Consider the following 19,685-nt stretch of genomic DNA (forward strand, 5'->3'; position numbering starts at 1 on the left):
ATGGATCATCCGGTCGCGCCAGAGACCACCGACTGGGTCGGGCGCTACCTCGAGCAGCTGGCCACGCAGCGCCAGCTCTCGCCGCACACCATCGACGCCTACCGGCGCGACCTGCACCAGTTGCATACGCTGGCCAAGGGCATGCCCTGGCAGCAGGTGCGCCAGGCCGACATCCGGCGCCTGACCTCGATTCTGCACAGCCAGCAACTGGGACCGCGCTCAATCGCCCGCAAGCTGTCGAGCTGGCGCGGCTTTTTCGGCTGGCTGTCGGAGCACATCACCCTGGCCGCCAACCCCACCGACGGCGTGCGCGCCCCCAGGCGCCCGGCCCCGCTGCCGAAAGCGCTGGCGGTGGACGACGCCGTGCAGCTGGTGTCGAGCGCGCCGCCCGGCCGCACCCCGACCAGCGCCGAGCTGTGCAACCGCGCCATGTTCGAGCTGCTGTATTCGAGCGGCTTGCGGGTGGCCGAGCTGGCCGGGCTCGACGTGACGTATACCAAGGGCGGCGAGGGCCAGGCCGCCTCGCTCGGCTGGATCGACCTGGCCTCGGGCGACGTGCTGGTCACCGGCAAGGGCAACAAGATGCGCACGGTGCCGGTGGGCAGCCACGCGCGCACCGCGCTGGCGGCCTGGCTGGCGGTGCGCCCGCCGCCGACCGATGGCAGCGGCGCCCTGTTCCTGTCCGAGCGCGGCACGCGCGTGTCGCCGCGCGTGGTGCAATTGCGCCTGAAACAGCACGCGATCGACGCCGGCACCCCGGTGCACGTGCATCCGCACATGCTGCGCCACTCGTTCGCCTCGCATGTGCTGCAATCGTCGGGCGACCTGCGCGCCGTGCAAGACATGCTCGGCCACGCCAGCATCACCTCGACCCAGGTCTACACCGCGCTCGACTTCCAGCACCTGGCGGCCGTGTACGACCAGGCCCATCCGCGCGCCAAGGCGAAATAGGCTTGCAACAGGGCCGGATACGCGTTTGCGGCATGATCCGCGTCAAGCGATCCGGCGGTAGTTGGAAGGAAATGGCGAAATCCGGCATAATCGCTCGATTATTCGCCCGCTTCCGGGCGGCACACTGATTGACGACAACATGGCCTTGATACCCAGCACCATCCTGACCGGCTTCCTCGGCGCCGGCAAAACCACGCTCCTGAACCGCATCCTGCAAGAGGATCACGGGCTGAAGATTGCCGTCATCGAGAACGAGTTCGGCCAGGAAAACATCGACAATGAAATCCTGGTGCAGGACAGCAGCGAGCAGATCGTCGAGATGAACAACGGCTGCATCTGCTGCACCGTGCGGGGCGACCTGATCGTGGCATTGACCAACCTGGCGCAAAAGCGCGAGGCGGGCGAGCTGCACTTCGACCGCATCATCATCGAAACGACGGGCCTGGCCAATCCGGGGCCGGTGGCGCAAACCTTCTTCATGGACGAGGAAGTGGGCGTGCACTACATGTTAGATGCCGTGCTGACCGTGGTCGACGCGCGCCACGCCATGACCCAGCTCGACGACTACGAGGAAGCCCAGCGCCAGGTCGGGTTTGCCGACAAGCTGCTGATCTCCAAGACCGACCTGGTCGATACGGCCCAGCTCGACGCGCTCAAGGCACGCCTGATGCGCATCAACCCGCGCGCGCCGATCAGCACGGTGGACTTCGGGCGCGCGCCGCTGGCCGAGGTGCTCGACATCCGCGGCTTCAACCTGAACGACAAGCTGGAAATCGATCCGGACTTCCTCAAGGCCGAAGAAGCCCATGACCACGATCACGGCCATGTGCATACCGACGCCTGCCGTCACGAGCACGACCACCATGATCACCACCACGGCCACCACAGCGACGACATCGCCGCCTTCGTCTTCAAGAGCGACCGTCCCTTCGATCCGGCCAAGCTCGACGAATTCCTGGCCAGCCTGGTCAATGTCTTCGGTCCGCGCATGCTGCGTTACAAGGGCGTGCTGCTGATGCAGGGCGCCGAACGCAAGGTGGTATTCCAGGGCGTGCACCAGATGATGGGCAGCGATCTGGGCGCAAAATGGGGCGAAAACGAGGAACGTGGCAGCAAAATGGTTTTTATTGGCAAAAATTTACCGAAAGATGTCTTTGTCAGCGGTTTGGAACAATGTTTGGTATAAACTATCCGGGTTTTAAGATGCCCGCTTTATCGCACCGGCAGTAAAAAGTCCTCCGGGGCGGGAAGACACGAACAAGGCGGCAGTTCAGCAAGCCGTCAAGGTAGGCGCTTCGGGCGCAGGCACCGCCGCTTTACCGGTGCCGCGACCGGGTTAGCTGATAAAATGAAACCACCGTCGTATCGAAGGTAAGTGAAGTCATGACTAAAACAACTAAATCGACCCCCGCCGTCAATACAGAAGGCCATCTCATCTCCGAGGACGAAATCCGTGCCATGGGTGAGAAGGACTATATGAATCCGGCGCAGCTGGCGTTTTTCAAGGCGCGTTTGCAGCAGCTCGAAAAAGACTTGCTCAAGAACGCGGGCGAGACCACCGAGCACCTGCGCGAAACCGTGCTCGTGCCCGATCCGGCCGACCGCGCCACCATCGAAGAAGAGCACGCGCTCGAACTGCGCACGCGCGACCGCGAGCGCAAGCTGCTCAAGAAGGTGCAGCAATCGATCGCCGCCATCGACGGTGGCGACTACGGCTGGTGCGAAGAGACGGGCGAGCCGATCGGCATTCCACGCCTGATCGCGCGCCCGACCGCGACGCTCTCGCTCGAAGCGCAGCAGCGCCGCGAGCTGAAACAAAAGCTGTACGGCGATTGAGCCGCGCCGCGCGCCACCTCCGAAGAAGCATGCGGGTTCGCCCCCGCATGCTTTTTTGTTTTGCCGCTCCCGCCAATCCGACTCGAAGCTTGCCTATCGGCTACACTATGTCGGATTGTCCAGGCAAGTGGACAGTAGGGGTGGGTGGCGTGGTGCCGGCCGGCATGCTACCGTGCGGCTTGACGGTGCGGTTGGTTCCGCAGACAGATCCGCAGTCAGATCAACCAGGGCGCTTGCTGCGCTCGATGCGCCCGGTGCGGTTGGCGCAGTACGCAGCGTAGAACGAGACAGGGAACGACGTGGGTATCTTCTCCATCTTCAACAAGAAGAAAACTGAGCAGCCCGGCGCCAAGAATGCGCCGGACTCGCGCCTGCGCGTCGGTGAACCGTCGCGCCTGGCCGCCGACACCGACGCCGACCGCGCGCGCCAGCGCGAAATCGCGCGCGCCACCGCGGCCAAGATCGACGCGATCGAATCGGCCATGTCGAACGACATTTTCAACACGCCCGAGCCGGCCTGGGGCAGCGGCCCGCGCAAGGCCAAGGCCGCGGCCGCCGATGGCGCCACCACCGACACCCTGCCGATGCTGGAACTGGCCACCACCGAGCTGCTGGCCGACGAAGACTTGCCGGATGCACTAGTGGCGCCCCAGACCGCGCCCGTGATCGAAGAAATCGCCATCATGTTCGCCAACGACCAGATGGCCGTGACCGAACACCTGCTGCTCGACAGCCTGGTCGAGCTGGGCAAGGACGACCGCACCATCTGGTGGATGCTGTTCGACCTGTACCAGGTCGGCGGACGCCAGGAGGATTTTGACAACATTGCAATCGATTACGCCAGCCAGTTCGAAACCTCGCCGCCGTCGTGGTCGCCGCCGCTGATGCCTCCGGGCATGGAAGAGCGCACCTTTGCCGGCGTCACCCCGACCGAAGTCTTCAGCGGCGTGCTCGACGGCGAAGTGGCCCCGCGCCTGGAACGCCTGTTGCAGCGCGCCAGCGAAAACCCGGTGCTGCGCCTCGAATTTGCGCGCATCCAGAGCGTGACGCCGGACGGCTGCGCCCTGCTGCTCGAAACCATGAACCGCCTGCGCGCCAGCGACCGCGAACTGATCGTGGCCGGCGCCGCCGAACTGGCCGAGCTGGTCCACTCGACCATCGAGATCGGCCAGCGCGACGCCAGCGAAGCGCCCTGGCTGCTGCTGCTGGCCCTGTTCCAGCTGCTCGACCGCGAAAAAGACTTCGAAGAAACGGCGATGGATTACTGCGTCACCTACGAGGTGTCGCCGCCGTCGTTCGAACCTTCCTTGAGCACCGCCACCTCGGTCAGCATCCTGCACACGCCGCCGGCCACCGATGGCTTCATGCTGCCGTCGGTGATCGAAGGGTCGGGCACGGCCCTGTTCGACGCCATCGACGCCTACGCCGCCGACAGCGCCGAAACGGTGCTGTTCGACTGCTCGCGCCTGGCGCGGGTCGACTATTCGGCGGCGGCCGCCCTGCTCAACCGCTTGCGCCCGATCGCGGCCGAGAAAAAAATCGAGCTGCGCGAATTGAACCATTTGGTCGCCGCACTGTTCAAACTACTGGGCTTCACGGAAGTGGCCAAGCTGTTCCCGCACAAGTACTGACCAGCGCCGCCGAGCATGGCCGGCCGGTGCGCGGCATGGGCAAGCGGCCGTTAACTGTCTTGCAATTTCCGTGAGCATCCCCATTTCTGGGGGGCATGCAGCCGCGCGGGAGCCATCTCCGGCCGGCCGCTCCATCACTGAGAGGCAACGATAATGGAACAATTTCACGGCACCACCATCCTGTGCGTACGGCGCGGCAAGCAAGTCGCGATCGGCGGCGATGGCCAGGTCACGCTCGGCAACATCGTCATGAAGGGCACGGCCCGCAAGGTGCGCAAGCTCTACCAGGGCAAGGTCCTGTGCGGCTTCGCTGGCGGCACCGCCGACGCTTTCACATTGCTCGACCGCTTCGAAGGCAAGCTCGAAAAGCACCAGGGCAACCTGCTGCGCGCCTCGGTGGAACTGGCCAAGGACTGGCGCACCGACCGCGTGCTGCGCCGCCTGGAAGCCATGCTGCTGGTGGCCGACCATGAATCGACCCTGGTCATCACCGGCAACGGCGACGTGCTCGAACCCGAAGACGGGGTCGGCGCCATCGGCTCGGGCGGCACCTACGCCCAGTCGGCCGCCAAGGCCCTGCAAGAAAACACCGATTTGTCGCCGGCCGAGATCGTGAAAAAATCGCTGACCATCGCCGGCCAGCTGTGCATCTATACGAATATGTCGCACATCATCGAAACACTGGATTAAGGGGAAGCACCATGCCAAACTCCATGAACATGAACATGACGCCGCGCGACATCGTTTCCGAACTCGACAAGCACGTGGTCGGCCAGGGCAAGGCCAAGCGCGCCGTCGCCATCGCCCTGCGCAACCGCTGGCGCCGCCAGCAGGTGGCCGAGCCGCTGCGCCATGAAATCACGCCCAAGAACATCCTCATGATCGGCCCCACGGGCGTGGGCAAGACCGAGATCGCGCGCCGCCTGGCCAAGCTGGCCGACGCCCCCTTCATCAAGATCGAAGCGACCAAGTTCACCGAAGTCGGTTATGTGGGGCGCGACGTCGACACCATCATCCGCGACCTGATCGACATCGGCATCAAGCAGACCCGCGCCAGCGAAATGAAAAAAGTGCGCCAGCGCGCCGAAGACGCGGCCGAAGACCGCATCATCGACATCCTGGTGCCGCCGGCGCGCGACTTCGGCTTTAACGTCACGCCGGCGCCGCTTGAAACCAAGGAAGGCGACGGCACGCGCCAGACCTTCCGCAAGCGCCTGCGTGAAGGCGAGCTGGACGACCGTGAAATCGAGCTCGAAGTGGCCGAGCCCGGCCCGCAGATGGAAATCATGGCCCCGCCCGGCATGGAAGAAATGACCGAGCAGATCAAGTCCATGTTTTCCGGCATCGGCGCGGCGCGCAAGAAGCCGCGCAAGATCAAGATCCGCGAAGCGATGAAGATCCTGATCGATGAAGAAGCGGCCAAGCTGGTCAACGATGACGAGTTGAAGCAAAAGGCGATCGCCAACGTCGAGCAGAACGGCATCGTGTTCCTCGACGAGATCGACAAGATCGCGTCGCGCTCCGAAATGGGCGGGGCCGATGTGTCGCGCGCCGGCGTGCAGCGCGACCTGTTGCCGCTGGTCGAGGGCACCACGGTCAACACCAAGTACGGCATGATCCGCACCGACCATATTCTGTTCATCGCCTCGGGCGCGTTCCACCTGGCCAAGCCGTCGGACCTGATTCCCGAGTTGCAGGGGCGCTTTCCGATCCGGGTCGAGCTCGAATCGCTGTCGATTGCCGATTTCGAGTGCATTCTCACCAGCACCGACGCCTGTTTGACCAAGCAGTACGAGGCCTTGCTGGCGACCGAGGATGTGAAAATCGAGTTTGCGCCGGACGGCATCACGCGGCTGGCCGAGATTGCGTTTTCGGTCAACGAGCGCACCGAGAACATCGGCGCGCGGCGCTTGTACACGGTGATGGAAAAGTTGCTGGAAGAAGTGTCGTTTACCGCCAGCGAGACCGGCGGCAGCGTGGTGGCCATCAGTGCCGCGTACGTGAACGAGCGCCTGGACAAACTGGCCGACAATGAAGACTTGTCGCGCTACGTGCTGTAAGGAGGCGCGCGATGGCGAACAAGGCACTGGCGACGCGGCAAAAAATGCGCATCACGGTCAAGCCGACCCAGCAGGTTGCCAAGGTGCGCAATCCGGTGGCCGTGGCAGCCAAGCTGCGCGCCGCCGGGCCGCACGCCAAGGGCCCGGCGCAGGAGCGCCAGGCGGCCAAGCGCGCGCTCAAGAAGGCCAGGCTGGTGCCGGAGGACGAATGACGTGGAATTACCGGGTGATGAACCAGGCCGGGGAACTGGCGGTCTATTCTGTGTACTACGACGACGATGGGAAGGTGGAAGGCGTCAGCGTCGACCCGGCGTATCCGCTTGGGGAAACGCTGGATGAGTTGCAGAATTGTTGTGAACTGTATATGGAAGCGTTGACGAAGCCGGTGCTGGAGTACGCCGGGTAGTTCCGAGGGCCGCCAGCGGGCGCCCTGGTGGGCGCCCGCGATCAGGCCATCTTGGGTGCGCCGCCTAGAACTTCCAGGCCGCGCCTAATGTCATCCAATGCACATGCGTGCGTGCCAGCGCGCCGAAACCGGCCCTGAGCACGTCGTAATCGGCCGTCAGCGACAGATGCTTGTCGAGCGCATACGCGATCCCCAAGCCACCCGTCAGGCCCGTCGACGCTCTTGACTCGCCATCGAACTTGCCCGACAAGCGGGTCAGCCCCGCCCTGGCATGCACCGACAGCACATCGGTTTCCCGTGAACTGATCCGGTACGACAGCCCCGCTCCCCGCAGCGACGCCGCGCCACGCTCGCGCGCCAGGTTCATCTTGCCGCTGCGGTAGCCCACCAGCTCGACCGAACTGGTCAACTCCGAACCCTGCCACGCGCTGAACGGCGCAAAATTGAAACCGGCGAACAGCTTGCCGCTGCCGTTGTCCTGTCCCTTGCATCCATCTCCGCCGCCGCATGGCGCGCTCAACTGCATCCGCCCCGCTCCGCCGCCCGCATAGATCGGACTGGTGTCGCCGTAACTGGCGGCGCTGGCGGCGCCGCTGAACACGGTCAGCAGGAGGACGGCAAGCAGCGCGAGTTTCTGCATCGGTTCACTTTCGGTCAGGGACGTTTCTGGGCTGAGTACAGTGTCCTGCTTTTCCGCAAAAAGTCCTATCTGCTTGTGCGAAGCACCGAAATTCGGTACATTGAGTATCGAATAACACTACATTTTGCCGTCAAAGGAATCGCATGAGCTCACCCGAGCTGGTCATACAAGTGCTGCGCGCCGAGTTGCGCGCGGCGGGCATCACCTACAAGGCGCTGGCGACACGCATCGGCATGAGCGAGTCGAGCGTCAAGCGCATGTTCGGGCAGAAAGATATGGCGCTGTCGCGCCTGGCGCAAATCTGCAAGGCGGCCGGGGTCCCGCTCGAAGACGTGCTGCGCCGCGCCGCCGACGCCCGTCCCCAGGCCGACACCCTCACGCCCACCCAGGAAAAGTCGCTGATGGCCAATCCGCGCCTGCTGCTGGTCGCCATCTGCTGCCTGGGCAACTGGACGCTCGACCAGATCATCGAAACCTATCAGCTGAGCGAGCCGGAATGCATCGGCCTGATGGTCGAACTCGACCGCCTCGGCCTGATCGAACTCAAACCCCTGAACCGCTACAGCATGCGCGTCTCGACCACCTTCCGCTGGCTGCCGGACGGGCCGGTGCAGCAGTATTTCCGCGAGCATGTGGTGGAAGATTACTTCAGCGGGCGCTTCGACGGCGCCGGCGAAACCTTGCTGTGCCTGCCCGCGCGCCTGTCGCTGGGCAGTTCGCGCGAACTGCTGCTGAAAATCCAGCAGTTGGCGGCCGAGCTGGCGCGCCTGCACCAGGCCGACCGTCGCCTGGCTCGCGACGAGCGCGACGGCGTGACCTTGCTGCTCGGCTTTCAATCATGGGAGTCGAGCGCGTTTACCGCGCTGCGCCGCGCGTAGGCCGTGTCTGGCTGACCTATCAAAGTCGCATCATCATCGTTGCCGCAAGCAGTTGTGGCAACGCTTGTCGCATTCTCTTACGAAAGCGTGGCAATTTTTTATTGCCGGTTGATCAAGCGCTAGCTCGATCCGTAGTGGAAGCGGCAAGCCACAACGTAAATTGCATTGTCTTCAGGAAGATAAACGAGACGATGCTCTTTGTTAATCCGCCTGGACCAGAATCCCGTCAGATTATTCTTGAGCGGTTCCGGTTTTCCGGTGCCAGTGAAGGGATGCCGTTGACATTGCTCCAGAAGATTATTGATCTCTTCGAGGATCTTTGCGTCTTCTTTTTGCCAGTAGAGATAGTCCTCCCAAGCATTATCTGTCCATGCAAGGGTGAACCCCTTAGCTTCTTTCTTGTTGTCGACCTTCTGCTTGCTCATTGCGTATTAGCTCCTTGGTATGGACCTGGCCAGCCTTGAGTTGCGCAATGGACTCCATCAAGCGGTTCGCGTTCTTGGGCGAGCTCAGAAGATACATTGTCTCTTCCATGCTATTGAAGTCTGCGAGGGACAACATGACAACGTGCTCCCCGTTTACGCGCGTAATCACTGTTGGGTTGTGGTCCTTGCATACGTCGTCCATCACCGTCTTCAAGCTAGCCCGTGCGTCGCTGAATGTTATGACGTTCATAATATATTCGCTGCCTCAATCAAGTGCCGGGATGTTGAATCCGGCGGACACAAGTGGATATTCTTACCATTGGGCGACAAACAACATGTCACCAACACCTATTGTACAAGATGTGGTACGAAAGAGCAAGTTATGTACAACATCCTGTACATCTTTGACTTGCCTCAGAGCAGCCAGATGCTGCTCGGTGAAGTCCTTTCACCTCATCCCCATATGACCTGCTAAACGATATGTCGTTCACTCGGTCAAATCGACTCCGGTCAGTCCGTTTACCAGATCGGCCCGAGGAACAAGTAGGCGGTGCTGCCGCCGTGTACGGTCTTGCCGGCGCCCGCGTACACCGGGCCGAAGCGCGTTTCGACCGACAAAAACCCGCTGACGGCCTGCTTGAAGGCGGCGGTGTCGCCCTGCACGATCTGGCGGCGGTCGAAGGCGCCGCCCGCTTCCAGCGAAAAGCCGGCGCGCAGGGTGCCGCCCAGGGTCACCGGCAAGGCGCCGATGCGGCGCGCCATCACCAGCCGCCAGAAGGCGATGCGGTTGCCTTCCAACGATTCCGGCATCGAGCCCGACAAACGCAAGAATCCACCCAGGCTGAGCGGCGCGGCGCCGCTGCTGGCGACCGCGTATTCGCCGTACACATGGCCGGCCCAGTCGCGCGTGCGGAAAGCGCTCAGGCCGAGCAGGGAAAACTGCGCCAGCGGCGCCGCCCCATCGGCGCCGACCCCGGTGCCGGACAATTTGGCGTCAACCAGGTAGCCGCGGCTGGGAAAGCCGAGCGAGTCGAGCGTGTCGACCCGGTAACGGAAGTATTGATAGCGGTTCGATGCATGCTCGCCCGCCCCATCCTCGGGAATGAGCGCGCGCGCACCCAGGCGCTGCTTGACGATGCCGAACTGCACATCGCCCCAGGTCCCCAGTTCGCGCCCCACCACCAAGCTCACGGAACGCTGCGAGTAGGCATAGCGCACCTTGCGCCGCCCTTCGCTGAAGAAGTCGAGCGAGGTCGAGCCGTACTGGAGCGCCGGCGCCACGTACCAGGGCGAACCGGGGCCGAGCGGCTGGTGGAACTGGACGCCGATGCCGCGCTCGTCGCCGATCTGGGCCGTGGTGCGCAGCTCGCCGCCCCATGGGTTCATCGAGGAGCGCACATGCATCACCTTGAGCGCGAAGCGGTTGGCGTCGTCGAAGTCGCTGGCCAGTTCCAGGCCCACGCGCAGGCGGCTGTTGGTCCAGCTGGCCTCAGTGGCACGGATGGCGACCGCGCGCTGGCCGCCCTCGTCGTCGATGTCGATCTCGACCCGCTCCAGGTCGCCGCGTCCGTACAGGCTGTTGGCGGCGCGCCGCACCTGGTCGCGCGTGCGGGTCTGGCCCTGCGCCAGGCCGGACTGCACCTGCAGGATTTTCGGATTGATGCGCCCGCTGCTCTCGACCTTGACCTCGGTCAACAGCATCGGCGTGTCCGACAGCGGCGGCGTGGCCAGGCGGTTGTTTTCGAACAGCGCGTACTCGGCCGCGGGCAGCGCCAGCGCCGCCAGGCGCGGCGCCAGCGCGCGCGTGGCCGCCTCGCCGCCCTTGATGGCGCTGTCGATATTGCGAAAGTCCAGAAAACTCGTGCCGCTCAGTTCCGGCGAGATCAACACATCGCCCGGGCCGAGTTCCCTGATCGAGCGCTGCACGTTTTGCTCGGTGAGGATGTTGATCATCTGCTGCGCCACCCCGAGCGCGCTGCCGAGGTTTTTCTCGGGCGCCAGCGGGGTGCCGACGTTGACCGCGATGATGATGTCGGCGCCCATCTTGCGCGCCAGGTCGATCGGCAGGTTGCGCACCAGGCCGCCGTCGACCACCAGGCGCTGGTTCACCCGCACCGGCGCGAACACGCCCGGCACCGCGAGCGAGGCGCGCATGGTCAAAAACAGCGGGGTGTCGACCAGGTCGACCAGGTCGCCCGTGACCAGGTCCGAGGCGACCGAGCGAAACGGCAGGCTGAGTTGATTGACCGGGCGGTCGCGCGTGCCGGCCGGCAGCAGGCGCGCCAGCGCCAGTTCCAGCGCGGCGTTGCCGGCCGCCGCCGGCGGCAGCGAGATGCCGTCGCGGTGCAGGCCGAACTCGATGCGCGACGGCAGCAGCACGTCTTCTTCGCGACGCCGGAATTCGAGGTCTTCGCGCGCCGGCCGGTCGGCCACCACGCGGTCCCAGTCGGTGTGGCGCGCCATCTGTTCCAGGTCGGCCACCGAGGAGCCGGCCGCGTAGGCGCCGCCGATCACGCTGCCCATGCTGGTGCCGACCACGATGTCGACCGGCACCCGCATGTCGCGCAACACGCGCAGCACGCCGATGTGGGCAAAGCCGCGCGCGCCGCCGCCGGAGAGCACCAGCGCCACGCGCGGACGCGCCGCCACCGCCACGCCAGCCTCAGGCTGCGGCACGGCGCCAGGCTGCGGCGCGGCGGCAGGCTGCGCCAGGGCGACTCCCGCGGGCAGGCCCAGGGCGCAGGCCGCGGCCAGCACGCGCAATCGCTTCATGGTGGCCTTATTGGGTCGGTGCTTGGTTGTTGTTGCCGGGGCTGACCACGGTGCGGGTCGGCCCTGGCATCTGCGGCGGCGGCACGGTCGGCGGCGGCGTTGGCGAGAGAGCTTGCGCCGGTTCCGGCGGCGCGCCCGGCGCCGGGTTGGCGTTCTCGCCCTGCGGCAGCGGCGGCGGCGGGGCCGCCATCGGCGGCGCCATCTCGGGGCCGGCCTTGGCGTCGGTGGCCAGTTCGATGCGTTTCTCGACGCCGCCTTCGGACAGGATCACGTAGCGCGGGAACACCGCGCTGACCGTCACGCCGGGGGCGAGCTCGCGCCCGACCTTGAGCGCGCGCGGCGGCTGGCCGTCGGCCACCAGGATGGCGGCGCTGTCGCGCCCGGCCGAGATCACGCCGGTCAACTGGTAATTGCTGACCACCACGGCGGCGGCCTGGCCGCCGAACAAGGTGGCGGCGGCATCCGGCGCCGGCACCGGATCGGGCGCGCTGGCGGCCGCCACGATCGGGCGCTGCTCGCCCTTGATGAACTGCATGGCCCAGTACGCGATCGAGGCCGACAGGAGAACCACGGCGAGCAGGCTGAAAACTATTGGCAAACGCTTCATTACATTCCTTTTTACCGCACCAGCTGATTGATTTCAATAATAGGCATCAGCACCGCGAGCACGATCAGCAGCACCACCACGCCCATGGCCAGGATCAGCACCGGTTCGAGCAGGCCGGCGATGGTGAGCGTGCGCCGCTCCAGGTCCTGCTGCTGCGAATTGGCGGCCCGTTCCAGCATGGCCGGCAGTTCGCCAGTGATCTCGCCGGCGCGAATCATGTGGATCAGCATCGGTGGAAAGTGCTTTTGCGCCGACAGCGCGCGCGCCAGGCTGACGCCCTCGCGCACGCTGGCGCTGGCCTGCTCGACCAGCTCCTTCATAGCCAGGTTCGACAAGGTGTCGCGGCTGGTGTCGAGCGCGCGCAAGATCGGCACGCCCGAGCCGGTGGTGATGGCCAGGGTGCTGGCGAAGCGCGCCGTGTTCAGGCTGCGCTCAAACTTGCCGTAGATGGGGGCTGTGAGCAGCCAGGTATGCCAGCGCCGCTTGAGCACCGGGTTGCGCAGCGCGCGCCGCCACATCCAGAATGCGCCCACCATCAGGATGCCGACGATGATGCCCCAGGCGCGCACGAAATTCGATACGCCCAGCATCATGACTGTCAGCAGCGGCAGCTTTTGCTTGGTGTTGGCGAATACCGAGACGATCTGCGGCACCACGTAGGTGAGCAGGAAGATCACGATCGCGAACGCCACCACGGTGACGATGGCCGGATAGGTGAACGCCAGGCGCACCTTCTGCACCAGCGCGTTGCGCCGTTCGATGTAGTCGGCCAGGCGCGAGAGCACGCGCGCCAGGTGGCCGATCTGCTCGCCCGAGGCGACCAGCGCGCGGTAAATCTCGGCAAAGTCGCGCGGGTGGCGCGAGAGCGCGTCGGAAAACGGCGCCCCGCCCATCACTTCCGAGCGGATCGAGGCCACCAGGTCGCGCACATACGGACGCTCGGCCTGTTCCAGCAGGGCCGTAAAGGCTTGTTCTAGCGGCAGGCCGGCCTCGAGCAAACTGGCCAGCTGGCGCGTGAACAGGGCCAGTTCGACCTGCGACAGGCGCTCGCCGAAGCCGCGGCTTTTCTCCGCTCCGGAGGCGTCGAGCTGGGCCGCGATGGCTTCGACCATCAAGGGCGTCAAGCCCTGCAGGCGCAGGTCGGCGCGCGCCGAACGGGCGCTGTCGGCGTTGACCACGCCCTTGCGGGTGCTGCCGTCGCCATCGACGGCTTCATAACGGAATGCGGGCATCGTTCTCGGCCTAGTCCTTGGTCACGCGCAGCAATTCGGCCTGCGTGGTGGTGCCGTTGTCGAGCCAGCGCTGGCCATCCTCGCGCATGGTTTTCATGCCGCTGGCCTGGGCCGCGGTGCGGATCTCGGCTTCGGACGCGCGGTTGTGGATCTGGGCGCTGATCTTGTCGTTCGTCTCTAACAGTTCGTACACGCCGACCCGGCCGTGATAACCGGTCTGGCCGCACTTGTCGCAGCCGACCGCTTTCCACTGGACCGAGCGGCCCTGCGGCGTTTCGACTTCGTCGCGCACCTTGCAGTGCTCGCACAGTTTGCGCACCAGGCGCTGCGCCATCACGCCCAGCAAGGACGAGGACAGCAGGAACGGTTCGATCCCCATGTCGAGCAGGCGCGTGACGGCCGCCGCCGCATCGTTGGTGTGCAGGGTGGCCAGCACCAGGTGACCGGTGAGCGAGGCCTGGACCGCGATCTGCGCCGTTTCCAGGTCGCGAATCTCGCCGATCATGATCACGTCCGGATCCTGGCGCAGGATCGCGCGCAGGGCCTTGGAAAAGCTCATGTCGATGCGGGCGTTGACCTGGGTCTGGCCGACGCCGATCAGGTCGTACTCGATCGGGTCTTCCACGGTCAGGATGTTGGTGGTCGAGGCGTTCAGGCGGCTCAATGCCGCGTACAGGGTGGTGGTCTTGCCGGAGCCGGTCGGCCCGGTGACCAGCACGATCCCGTGCGGCTGGTTGATCAGCTCATCGAACTGCGGCAGCAGGGCCGCGTTCATGCCCAGGTGCGACAGGTCGAGGCGGCCGGCTTCCTTGTCGAGCAAACGCAGCACGGCGCGCTCGCCATGCCCGGTCGGCAGGGTCGAAACGCGCACGTCGACCGGTTTGCCGCCCACGCGCAGGGTGATGCGGCCATCCTGCGGCAAGCGCTTTTCGGCGATGTCGAGCTGGGCCATGATCTTGATGCGCGAGATCAGCGAGGCGTGGATGGCCTTGCGCGGACGGACCACGTCGCGCAGCGAGCCGTCGATGCGGAAGCGCACCACCGAGGTTTGCTCGAACGGCTCGATGTGGATGTCGGAAGCGCCTTCGCGCAGCGACTGGGTCAGCAGCGCGTTGATCATGCGGATCACCGGCGCGTCGTCGGACGATTCGAGCAAGTCTTCGATGGCCGGCACGTCCTGCAACAGCTTGGTCAGGTCGAGGTCGGCGTCGAATTCGTCGGCCACCTGCGAGGCGTCGCCGCCGGCGCCGGCGTAGGCGCTGGCGATGGCCGCTTCCAGCTCGGCGCGTTCCATCGAGCGCAGCGCGATGCGCCCGAAGCGGCGCGACACTTCCGCGATGGCCGCCGGCGCGGTCGCGCCCGAGACCCACACTTCGATCGGATGCTCGCCATTGTCGGGCGAGCGCGCCAGCACGCCGAAGTCGCGCGCGAAGGCGTAAGGTAAGAGGTTGCTCATCGCTGGATAGTCCGCTTCTTCATCATTTTGTCGCCGGACGATACATGTTCACATCGGCCGGGTTGATCGTGGCCGGGGCGGTCAAGGGACGCTCGGTGGTGCTGCCCGGCGCCGGGGCCGGCGTGGCCGGTGCCTGCACCGGGCGTTGCAGCATCGGCGCCATGGTGCCGCCCGGCGGCGGCTGGCCGTTGGTCAATGGCGGCAGCACCGGGGTGCCGTAGTCGGGCATGACGATATTGTCTTTCGGTTCGCCCACGGCCTGGCCGGCCGAGCGCATGAAGTCGTAGCGGTCGGCGGCGATGACGTTGCTGTCTTCCTTGCTGCGCACGATCACCGGGCGCAGGAACACCATCAGGTTGGTCTTGGTGCGGCCGCGCTTGCGGTACTTGAACAGGTTGCCGAGCACGGGAATGTCGGCCAGGCCGCGCACGCGCTCTTCATTGTCGCTGGTGTCGTCCTTGATCAGGCCGCCCAACACGATGATCTGGCCATCGTCGGCGATCACATTGTTTTCGATGATGCGCACGTTGGTGGTCACGCCCGAGGGCGCCGCCAGCGAGGACTGGTCCACGTTCGAGGTCTCGTGGTAGATCGCCATCTTGATGGTGCCGCCTTCGGAAATCTGCGGACGCACCTTGAGGGTCAGGCCCACATCCTTGCGCTCGATGGTCTGGAACGGGTTGCCGCCGGCGGCGCCGCCGGTGTTGGTGGTGAAACTGCCGGTGATGATCGGCACGTTCTGGCCGACCTTGATGGTCGACAGTTCGTTGTCCAGGGTCAGCATGTTCGGCGTCGACAGGATGTTGGCGTTGCCGGTCGTTTGCAGGGCGTGGGCGATCGCGCCCAGGCCCAGTTCGCCCGCGATCTGCTTGAACACGCCGATCGACAGGCCCGCGCCCGGCGTGGCCGCGCGCCCGGCCGCGGCCAGCTTGAGCAAGGCGTTGTTGCCGGCCACATTGGTCGAGTTTTGCAGCGCGCCGACCCGGTACTTGCTGTTTTCGGTGCCGGTGATGCCGAGCCACTGGACCCCGAATTCGGCCGCGTTTTCGGCGTTCACTTCGACGATCAGCGATTCGATATACACCTGGGCGCGGCGCACGTCGAGCTGGTCGATGACGGCGCGCAGGTTGCGGTACACCGCGTCCGGGGCGGTGATGATCAGGGTGTTGGTGGAAGCGTCGGCCTGGATGAAGCCGGCCCCGCTGCCGCCGCTGCCGCCGCTGGTCTGGCTCTGCTGCGCCATGCTGTTGCCGGCGCCGCTGTTCTGGTTATTCCCGCCGGTCATGCTGTTGGCGCCGCCGCCGCCGCTGGCCACGCTGCCGCCGGTGGTGCCCTGCTGTTGCTGGGGCAAGGCCGAGGAGTCGGACGAGACCACCGCGCGCAGGGTTTGCGCGAGCTTGGTGGCGTCGGCGTTTTTCAGGTAGACCACGTGCACATTGCCCGCTTCCGAGGTCGGCTGGTCGAGCTTGGCGATCAGCGACTTGGCCAGGTTGGCGCGCGCCGCCGACGGCGCGCGCAGCACCACCGCGTTGGTGCGCGGATCGGCCACCACCGAGATGCGGCCCGAATCGCCGCCGGCGCTCGGCTCCATCAGCTTGTTGACCATGGTGGCCAGGTCGGAGGCGATCGCGTGGCGCACCGGGATGACGTCGAGGTCGGCCGCCACCGGGGCGTCGAGCGCGGCGACGATCTTGGCCAGGCGGCGCAGGTTGTCGGCGTAATCGGTGATGACCAGGCTGTTATTGCCCGGATTGGCCATGATCGAATTGTTCGGCGAAATGAGCGGGCGCAAGACCGCGGTCAGGTTGGCCGCCGATTCGTGGCTCAGGTGGAAAATCTGGGTGGCGATCTGGTCGCCCTTGATCCTGGCGCCGCCCACCCCGACCTGGGTCGGCGACGATTGCAGCTTCGCTTCGGCTTCCGGCACCACCTTGGCGTAGCCGTCGCCGGTGACCACGGCGTAGCCCTGCAGGCGCAGCGCCGAGGTCAACAAGCCAAAAGCCTGGGCCTTGGTGACCGGTTTTTCCGACGTCACGGTCAGGGTGCCCTTGACGCGCGGATCGATGATGAAGGTCATGCCGGTGTAATGGCCGACCGCCTTGATGACCGATTCGATGTCGGCGCCGACAAAATTGAGGGCGGCCGACTCGTCCGGGGCCGCCAGCGCGGGCGCCGGGGCTCCCGCGACCGCGCAGCACAACAGGACGCCGGCGGCGATGCGGCGCAACGCCGGGGAAGGGAAAGTGCTCAGTGACTGTTTTTTCATCATTTAAACTCTAAGGCGATAGTTTTCTTGCCGTCCACCATTCGGCGCTGGCCCAGTAAATTCAGGAGATTGCCCAGCGTTTCTTCATATCCATCGGCGGCCTGTGCCGTGCCGGAAAACTGGAAGCGGCCCTGGTTCAGGCTGCCCTTTCCCGCCAACAACAAGGCACCGCGTTCGGTCTTCAAATTCAGTTGTGCCTGCTGACCCTGCCAATCCATGGTCATCTTGTAGCTGCCCAGCACCTTGATCGGGGCCATGCGCGAGCCCATCTCGTTCAGTTCCAGGGTGGTCACCCCATCCATCGCGACCGCCTTGCCGCCATTCACCGTGGCCAGGCCGAGCGTGGTCCAGGACAGGCGCATGTCGCCCGACAGCGCCAGGGTGTTGAGCGGCGCGCCCAGGCCGGCCAGGCCTTCGGCCGGCAGCAGCAGCGCGGCCGGGCTGACCTGCCACTGCGACCAGCTGCCGGTCAGGCGCACCGGCTGCGTCAGGGCCAGCGGGTTTTCCAGGGTCATGTCGACCTGGCCGAGCAGGGCCAGGGGCGACAGGGTCCAGGCGAAGCGCCCCGGCAGCAGCGGCGTGACCGAGCCACCTGGCCCGGGCGCGCCGCCGAGAAAGGCCGAGCCGCGCCAAAGCGTACCCTGCGCATCCCCCAGAGTCAAACGCGCGCCGGTCTGGCGCTCGATGACGTCGCCCAGCCAGGTGGCCGGCGCGAACGCCAGCACGGTGAGGACGACGGCCAGCGCGATCGCGCCCAACCATAGCACGGCGCGCATCATCGCGAACCCGCATCCGCGATCTGGCGCAAGGTCATGGTGGCGTCGACCTGGCCGGCCGGGGGCGAGGCGGTGGTCGGGACGGTAATGGCCGCTTCCAGCACGCTGATACGGTGTTCAAGGCGCTGCGCGTCGAGCCAGGCGACCAGGGTGGAAAACGCTACGCCGCTGACCTGGACCTTGGCGTACTCGCCCGTGATGCTGACCGACTCGGGCTTGATGCCGCGCGCGCTCAAGCTGGCGTTGATCGTCTCGCGTGACATGGGGGTCACTTGCGGCGGCGTCTGGCCGGCCAGTTCGGCGGCGGTCTTGGCCATCGCTTCGAGCTGGGCCTTCTGCTGCTTAAGCAGGGGCAATTCCTTGCGCAGGCGCGCGCTGCCTTCCAGCGCGGGCGCCAGCAACACGCCGTACACCAGCGCCAGCAGCGCGATGGCGCCGCCGATGCCGAGGAACTTGCGCTCCTGCTCGGTGCGCGCCATCCAGTACAGCGCCAGCTTGTCCTTGAAACCGCCGACGACGGTCAGGGCGCTCATGGTTTCGCTCCCGGCGTGCGCACCAGGATGGTGTTGGCGGCCACGTCACTGACGTCGAGCTTGTACTTCTGCAAGCCCGGCTTGAGGTTGGCGACCAGGGCCGGATCGGCGCCCTCGGGCTTGACCTTGACCGTCATGCTGCGCTCGCGGAAGGTAATCGAGGCCAGCTCGGGCGGCTTGCCCAGGGTGCGCATGGCTTCGCCCAGGGCGGCGGCCTGGAACGTAAATTCATCGGGGCCGACCTGACCCGAGGCGCCCCGGGCCTGGGCGATTTTCTGCTGCATCTGGCGCTCCAGGTTGTTGCTGAGGACAGTTTCTTTCGGATAGGCGGCGCGGAACACCTGCACCATGCCCGTGCGCGTGTTGTCGGCTTCGCGCTTTAAGCGCAGCCATTGGTAATTGAGGCCGGCCAGGTTGACCGCCACCGCCAGCAGGGCCAGGCGCACCGGCCACTTCCAGCGCTGCCAGTCGCGCGTGCGGGCGCCGGCCGCGCCCAGGCCGGGGACCAGGTCGAGCACCGTGCTTTTCGAACCGGCGATCCAGTGCGCCCAGTGGTCGGCTTCGAGCGTGACGGCCGGTCCCGCTTCGGCCAGCAGGGCCTGGTATTCGCCCAACTGCTGCTCGTGTACGTACAAGGTCAAGGGCGTGTCGCCGGCCAGCGCGCGCACCGTTTGCAGGGCCAGCGCCGGTTCGCCGGCCAGCGCCAGTCCCAGGCCGTGATACTGGCCATGGCGGATGGTGATGCCGCCGCCATCGATGGCGGCCGAGGCATTGCCCGGCGCCAGCGGCAGGCACAGCTGGCCGGGAAAGGCGGCCACCGAGCGCGCGCCCATGGCCAGCAGCGAACGCACCAGCGCTTCGAGCCAGGCGCGCTGGGCCACGGCGATGGCGCGCAAGCCGTCCGGGGCGGCGGCGGGCGCGGCCACCAGCACGCAGTCTTCCGGGTCGCCCAGCACTTGTTCTTCGACCAGGTTGGGCAGCGCGGTGCGCAGGCGCGCGGCCGACAGCGGCGGCACTTTAATGTGCAGCAAGGTCACATCGGCCGCGGCCAGCAGCAACACCACGCGCCGGCTCGACGCAACCAGGTCGCCCATGCCTTTCAGGACACCCTCGCCCTGCTGCATCAGGGCGCCACCGTCGGCAACCAGCGCGAAGCGGGCCAATGCCCCTTCGCTGTCCGCCCTGGCCGGATGCCGGATATATAAAGTAGTCAAAC

General features: G+C 65.8%; 20 protein-coding genes. 9 read left to right on the top strand and 11 right to left on the bottom strand.

Annotation, left to right across the window (positions count from 1 at the left end; genetic code table 11):
- The 8 genes from F2P46_RS17140 (at window position 1) to F2P46_RS17175 (ending at window position 6,884) form a co-directional block, all read left to right on the top strand.
- A complete protein-coding gene (locus F2P46_RS17140) occupies window positions 1-951 on the top strand; it encodes a tyrosine recombinase XerC (RefSeq protein WP_166891990.1) in 951 nt (316 codons plus the stop codon).
- A 139-nt stretch (window positions 952-1,090) separates the two neighbouring features.
- Entirely contained in the window at window positions 1,091-2,137 is a 1,047-nt protein-coding gene (locus F2P46_RS17145; protein ID WP_166891993.1) for a GTP-binding protein, read from the top strand.
- A 197-nt stretch (window positions 2,138-2,334) separates the two neighbouring features.
- A complete protein-coding gene (gene dksA, locus F2P46_RS17150) occupies window positions 2,335-2,787 on the top strand; it encodes an RNA polymerase-binding protein DksA (RefSeq protein WP_054265697.1) in 453 nt (150 codons plus the stop codon).
- Between the two features lie 299 nt (window positions 2,788-3,086).
- The gene (locus tag F2P46_RS17155) at window positions 3,087-4,418 is read left to right on the top strand and encodes an STAS domain-containing protein (RefSeq protein WP_166891996.1); all 1,332 of its coding nucleotides are present in this window, start codon (window positions 3,087-3,089) and stop codon (window positions 4,416-4,418) included.
- 153 nt (window positions 4,419-4,571) lie between these two features.
- Complete coding sequence (hslV, locus tag F2P46_RS17160) at window positions 4,572-5,108, top strand: ATP-dependent protease subunit HslV (RefSeq protein WP_099873691.1); 537 nt, start codon at window positions 4,572-4,574, stop codon at window positions 5,106-5,108.
- A 29-nt stretch (window positions 5,109-5,137) separates the two neighbouring features.
- The gene (gene hslU, locus F2P46_RS17165) at window positions 5,138-6,478 is read left to right on the top strand and encodes an ATP-dependent protease ATPase subunit HslU (protein WP_306667699.1); all 1,341 of its coding nucleotides are present in this window, start codon (window positions 5,138-5,140) and stop codon (window positions 6,476-6,478) included.
- Window positions 6,479-6,489: 11 nt separating this feature from the next.
- Complete coding sequence (locus F2P46_RS17170) at window positions 6,490-6,690, top strand: hypothetical protein (RefSeq protein WP_166891999.1); 201 nt, start codon at window positions 6,490-6,492, stop codon at window positions 6,688-6,690.
- Window positions 6,687-6,884, top strand: a complete 198-nt coding sequence (locus tag F2P46_RS17175) for a hypothetical protein (protein ID WP_166892002.1) — start codon at window positions 6,687-6,689, stop codon at window positions 6,882-6,884. Before F2P46_RS17170 ends, F2P46_RS17175 begins: the two co-directional genes overlap by 4 nt.
- 64 nt (window positions 6,885-6,948) lie before the next feature.
- Here F2P46_RS17175 and F2P46_RS17180 read toward each other — a convergent pair whose 3' ends face one another.
- Window positions 6,949-7,524, bottom strand: a complete 576-nt coding sequence (locus F2P46_RS17180; protein ID WP_166892005.1) for an outer membrane beta-barrel protein — start codon at window positions 7,522-7,524, stop codon at window positions 6,949-6,951.
- A gap of 143 nt (window positions 7,525-7,667) precedes the next feature.
- Between F2P46_RS17180 and F2P46_RS17185 the strand changes: the two genes are divergently transcribed.
- Window positions 7,668-8,402 carry a helix-turn-helix domain-containing protein gene (locus F2P46_RS17185; RefSeq protein ID WP_166892008.1) on the top strand — a complete coding sequence of 245 codons (735 nt, stop codon included), beginning with the start codon at window positions 7,668-7,670 and terminating at the stop codon, window positions 8,400-8,402.
- A 119-nt stretch (window positions 8,403-8,521) separates the two neighbouring features.
- Here F2P46_RS17185 and F2P46_RS17190 read toward each other — a convergent pair whose 3' ends face one another.
- The 10 genes from F2P46_RS17190 to gspL form a co-directional block, all read right to left on the bottom strand.
- Window positions 8,522-8,827 carry a Txe/YoeB family addiction module toxin gene (locus F2P46_RS17190; protein ID WP_166892011.1) on the bottom strand — a complete coding sequence of 102 codons (306 nt, stop codon included), beginning with the start codon at window positions 8,825-8,827 and terminating at the stop codon, window positions 8,522-8,524.
- Window positions 8,790-9,077, bottom strand: a complete 288-nt coding sequence (locus tag F2P46_RS17195) for a type II toxin-antitoxin system prevent-host-death family antitoxin (protein WP_166892014.1) — start codon at window positions 9,075-9,077, stop codon at window positions 8,790-8,792. Before F2P46_RS17195 ends, F2P46_RS17190 begins: the two co-directional genes overlap by 38 nt.
- Before the next feature lie 269 nt (window positions 9,078-9,346).
- A complete protein-coding gene (locus F2P46_RS17200; protein ID WP_166892017.1) occupies window positions 9,347-11,599 on the bottom strand; it encodes a patatin-like phospholipase family protein in 2,253 nt (750 codons plus the stop codon).
- A gap of 7 nt (window positions 11,600-11,606) precedes the next feature.
- Window positions 11,607-12,206, bottom strand: a complete 600-nt coding sequence (locus F2P46_RS17205) for a type II secretion system protein N (RefSeq protein ID WP_166892020.1) — start codon at window positions 12,204-12,206, stop codon at window positions 11,607-11,609.
- Window positions 12,207-12,217: 11 nt separating this feature from the next.
- The gene (gene gspF / locus F2P46_RS17210; RefSeq protein WP_166892023.1) at window positions 12,218-13,438 is read right to left on the bottom strand and encodes a type II secretion system inner membrane protein GspF; all 1,221 of its coding nucleotides are present in this window, start codon (window positions 13,436-13,438) and stop codon (window positions 12,218-12,220) included.
- Between the two features lie 10 nt (window positions 13,439-13,448).
- Window positions 13,449-14,894, bottom strand: a complete 1,446-nt coding sequence (gene gspE, locus F2P46_RS17215; RefSeq protein ID WP_166892026.1) for a type II secretion system ATPase GspE — start codon at window positions 14,892-14,894, stop codon at window positions 13,449-13,451.
- A gap of 22 nt (window positions 14,895-14,916) precedes the next feature.
- Window positions 14,917-17,160: a type II secretion system secretin GspD gene (gene gspD, locus F2P46_RS17220; RefSeq protein WP_166892028.1), complete on the bottom strand. Its 2,244-nt coding sequence runs from the start codon at window positions 17,158-17,160 to the stop codon at window positions 14,917-14,919.
- Window positions 17,160-17,939, bottom strand: a complete 780-nt coding sequence (gene gspN, locus F2P46_RS17225) for a type II secretion system protein N (protein ID WP_166892031.1) — start codon at window positions 17,937-17,939, stop codon at window positions 17,160-17,162. The genes gspD and gspN overlap by 1 nt, the downstream gene beginning before the upstream one ends.
- Complete coding sequence (gspM, locus tag F2P46_RS17230) at window positions 17,936-18,469, bottom strand: type II secretion system protein GspM (protein ID WP_166892034.1); 534 nt, start codon at window positions 18,467-18,469, stop codon at window positions 17,936-17,938. The genes gspN and gspM overlap by 4 nt, the downstream gene beginning before the upstream one ends.
- Window positions 18,466-19,683 carry a type II secretion system protein GspL gene (gene gspL / locus F2P46_RS17235; protein ID WP_166892037.1) on the bottom strand — a complete coding sequence of 406 codons (1,218 nt, stop codon included), beginning with the start codon at window positions 19,681-19,683 and terminating at the stop codon, window positions 18,466-18,468. Before gspL ends, gspM begins: the two co-directional genes overlap by 4 nt.
- Between the last annotated feature and the right edge of the window lie 2 nt (window positions 19,684-19,685).

The organism is Massilia sp. CCM 8734 (genome assembly GCF_011682155.1).
Lineage (GTDB): Bacteria > Pseudomonadota > Gammaproteobacteria > Burkholderiales > Burkholderiaceae_D > Telluria_A > Telluria_A rubra.

Excerpts from the sequence above, each read along its gene's own strand:
- F2P46_RS17140 (WP_166891990.1), top strand. The coding sequence starts at position 1 with ATGGATCATCCGGTCGCGCCAGAGACCACCGACTGGGTCGGGCGCTAC.
- F2P46_RS17145 (WP_166891993.1), top strand. The coding sequence starts at position 1,091 with ATGGCCTTGATACCCAGCACCATCCTGACCGGCTTCCTCGGCGCCGGC.
- dksA (WP_054265697.1), top strand. The coding sequence starts at position 2,335 with ATGACTAAAACAACTAAATCGACCCCCGCCGTCAATACAGAAGGCCAT.
- hslV (WP_099873691.1), top strand. The coding sequence starts at position 4,572 with ATGGAACAATTTCACGGCACCACCATCCTGTGCGTACGGCGCGGCAAG.
- hslU (WP_306667699.1), top strand. The coding sequence starts at position 5,138 with ATGAACATGACGCCGCGCGACATCGTTTCCGAACTCGACAAGCACGTG.
- F2P46_RS17170 (WP_166891999.1), top strand. The coding sequence starts at position 6,490 with ATGGCGAACAAGGCACTGGCGACGCGGCAAAAAATGCGCATCACGGTC.
- F2P46_RS17175 (WP_166892002.1), top strand. The coding sequence starts at position 6,687 with ATGACGTGGAATTACCGGGTGATGAACCAGGCCGGGGAACTGGCGGTC.
- F2P46_RS17180 (WP_166892005.1), bottom strand. The coding sequence starts at position 7,524 with ATGCAGAAACTCGCGCTGCTTGCCGTCCTCCTGCTGACCGTGTTCAGC.
- F2P46_RS17185 (WP_166892008.1), top strand. The coding sequence starts at position 7,668 with ATGAGCTCACCCGAGCTGGTCATACAAGTGCTGCGCGCCGAGTTGCGC.
- F2P46_RS17190 (WP_166892011.1), bottom strand. The coding sequence starts at position 8,827 with ATGAGCAAGCAGAAGGTCGACAACAAGAAAGAAGCTAAGGGGTTCACC.
- F2P46_RS17195 (WP_166892014.1), bottom strand. The coding sequence starts at position 9,077 with ATGAACGTCATAACATTCAGCGACGCACGGGCTAGCTTGAAGACGGTG.
- F2P46_RS17200 (WP_166892017.1), bottom strand. The coding sequence starts at position 11,599 with ATGAAGCGATTGCGCGTGCTGGCCGCGGCCTGCGCCCTGGGCCTGCCC.
- F2P46_RS17205 (WP_166892020.1), bottom strand. The coding sequence starts at position 12,206 with ATGAAGCGTTTGCCAATAGTTTTCAGCCTGCTCGCCGTGGTTCTCCTG.
- gspF (WP_166892023.1), bottom strand. The coding sequence starts at position 13,438 with ATGCCCGCATTCCGTTATGAAGCCGTCGATGGCGACGGCAGCACCCGC.
- gspE (WP_166892026.1), bottom strand. The coding sequence starts at position 14,894 with ATGAGCAACCTCTTACCTTACGCCTTCGCGCGCGACTTCGGCGTGCTG.
- gspD (WP_166892028.1), bottom strand. The coding sequence starts at position 17,160 with ATGAAAAAACAGTCACTGAGCACTTTCCCTTCCCCGGCGTTGCGCCGC.
- gspN (WP_166892031.1), bottom strand. The coding sequence starts at position 17,939 with ATGATGCGCGCCGTGCTATGGTTGGGCGCGATCGCGCTGGCCGTCGTC.
- gspM (WP_166892034.1), bottom strand. The coding sequence starts at position 18,469 with ATGAGCGCCCTGACCGTCGTCGGCGGTTTCAAGGACAAGCTGGCGCTG.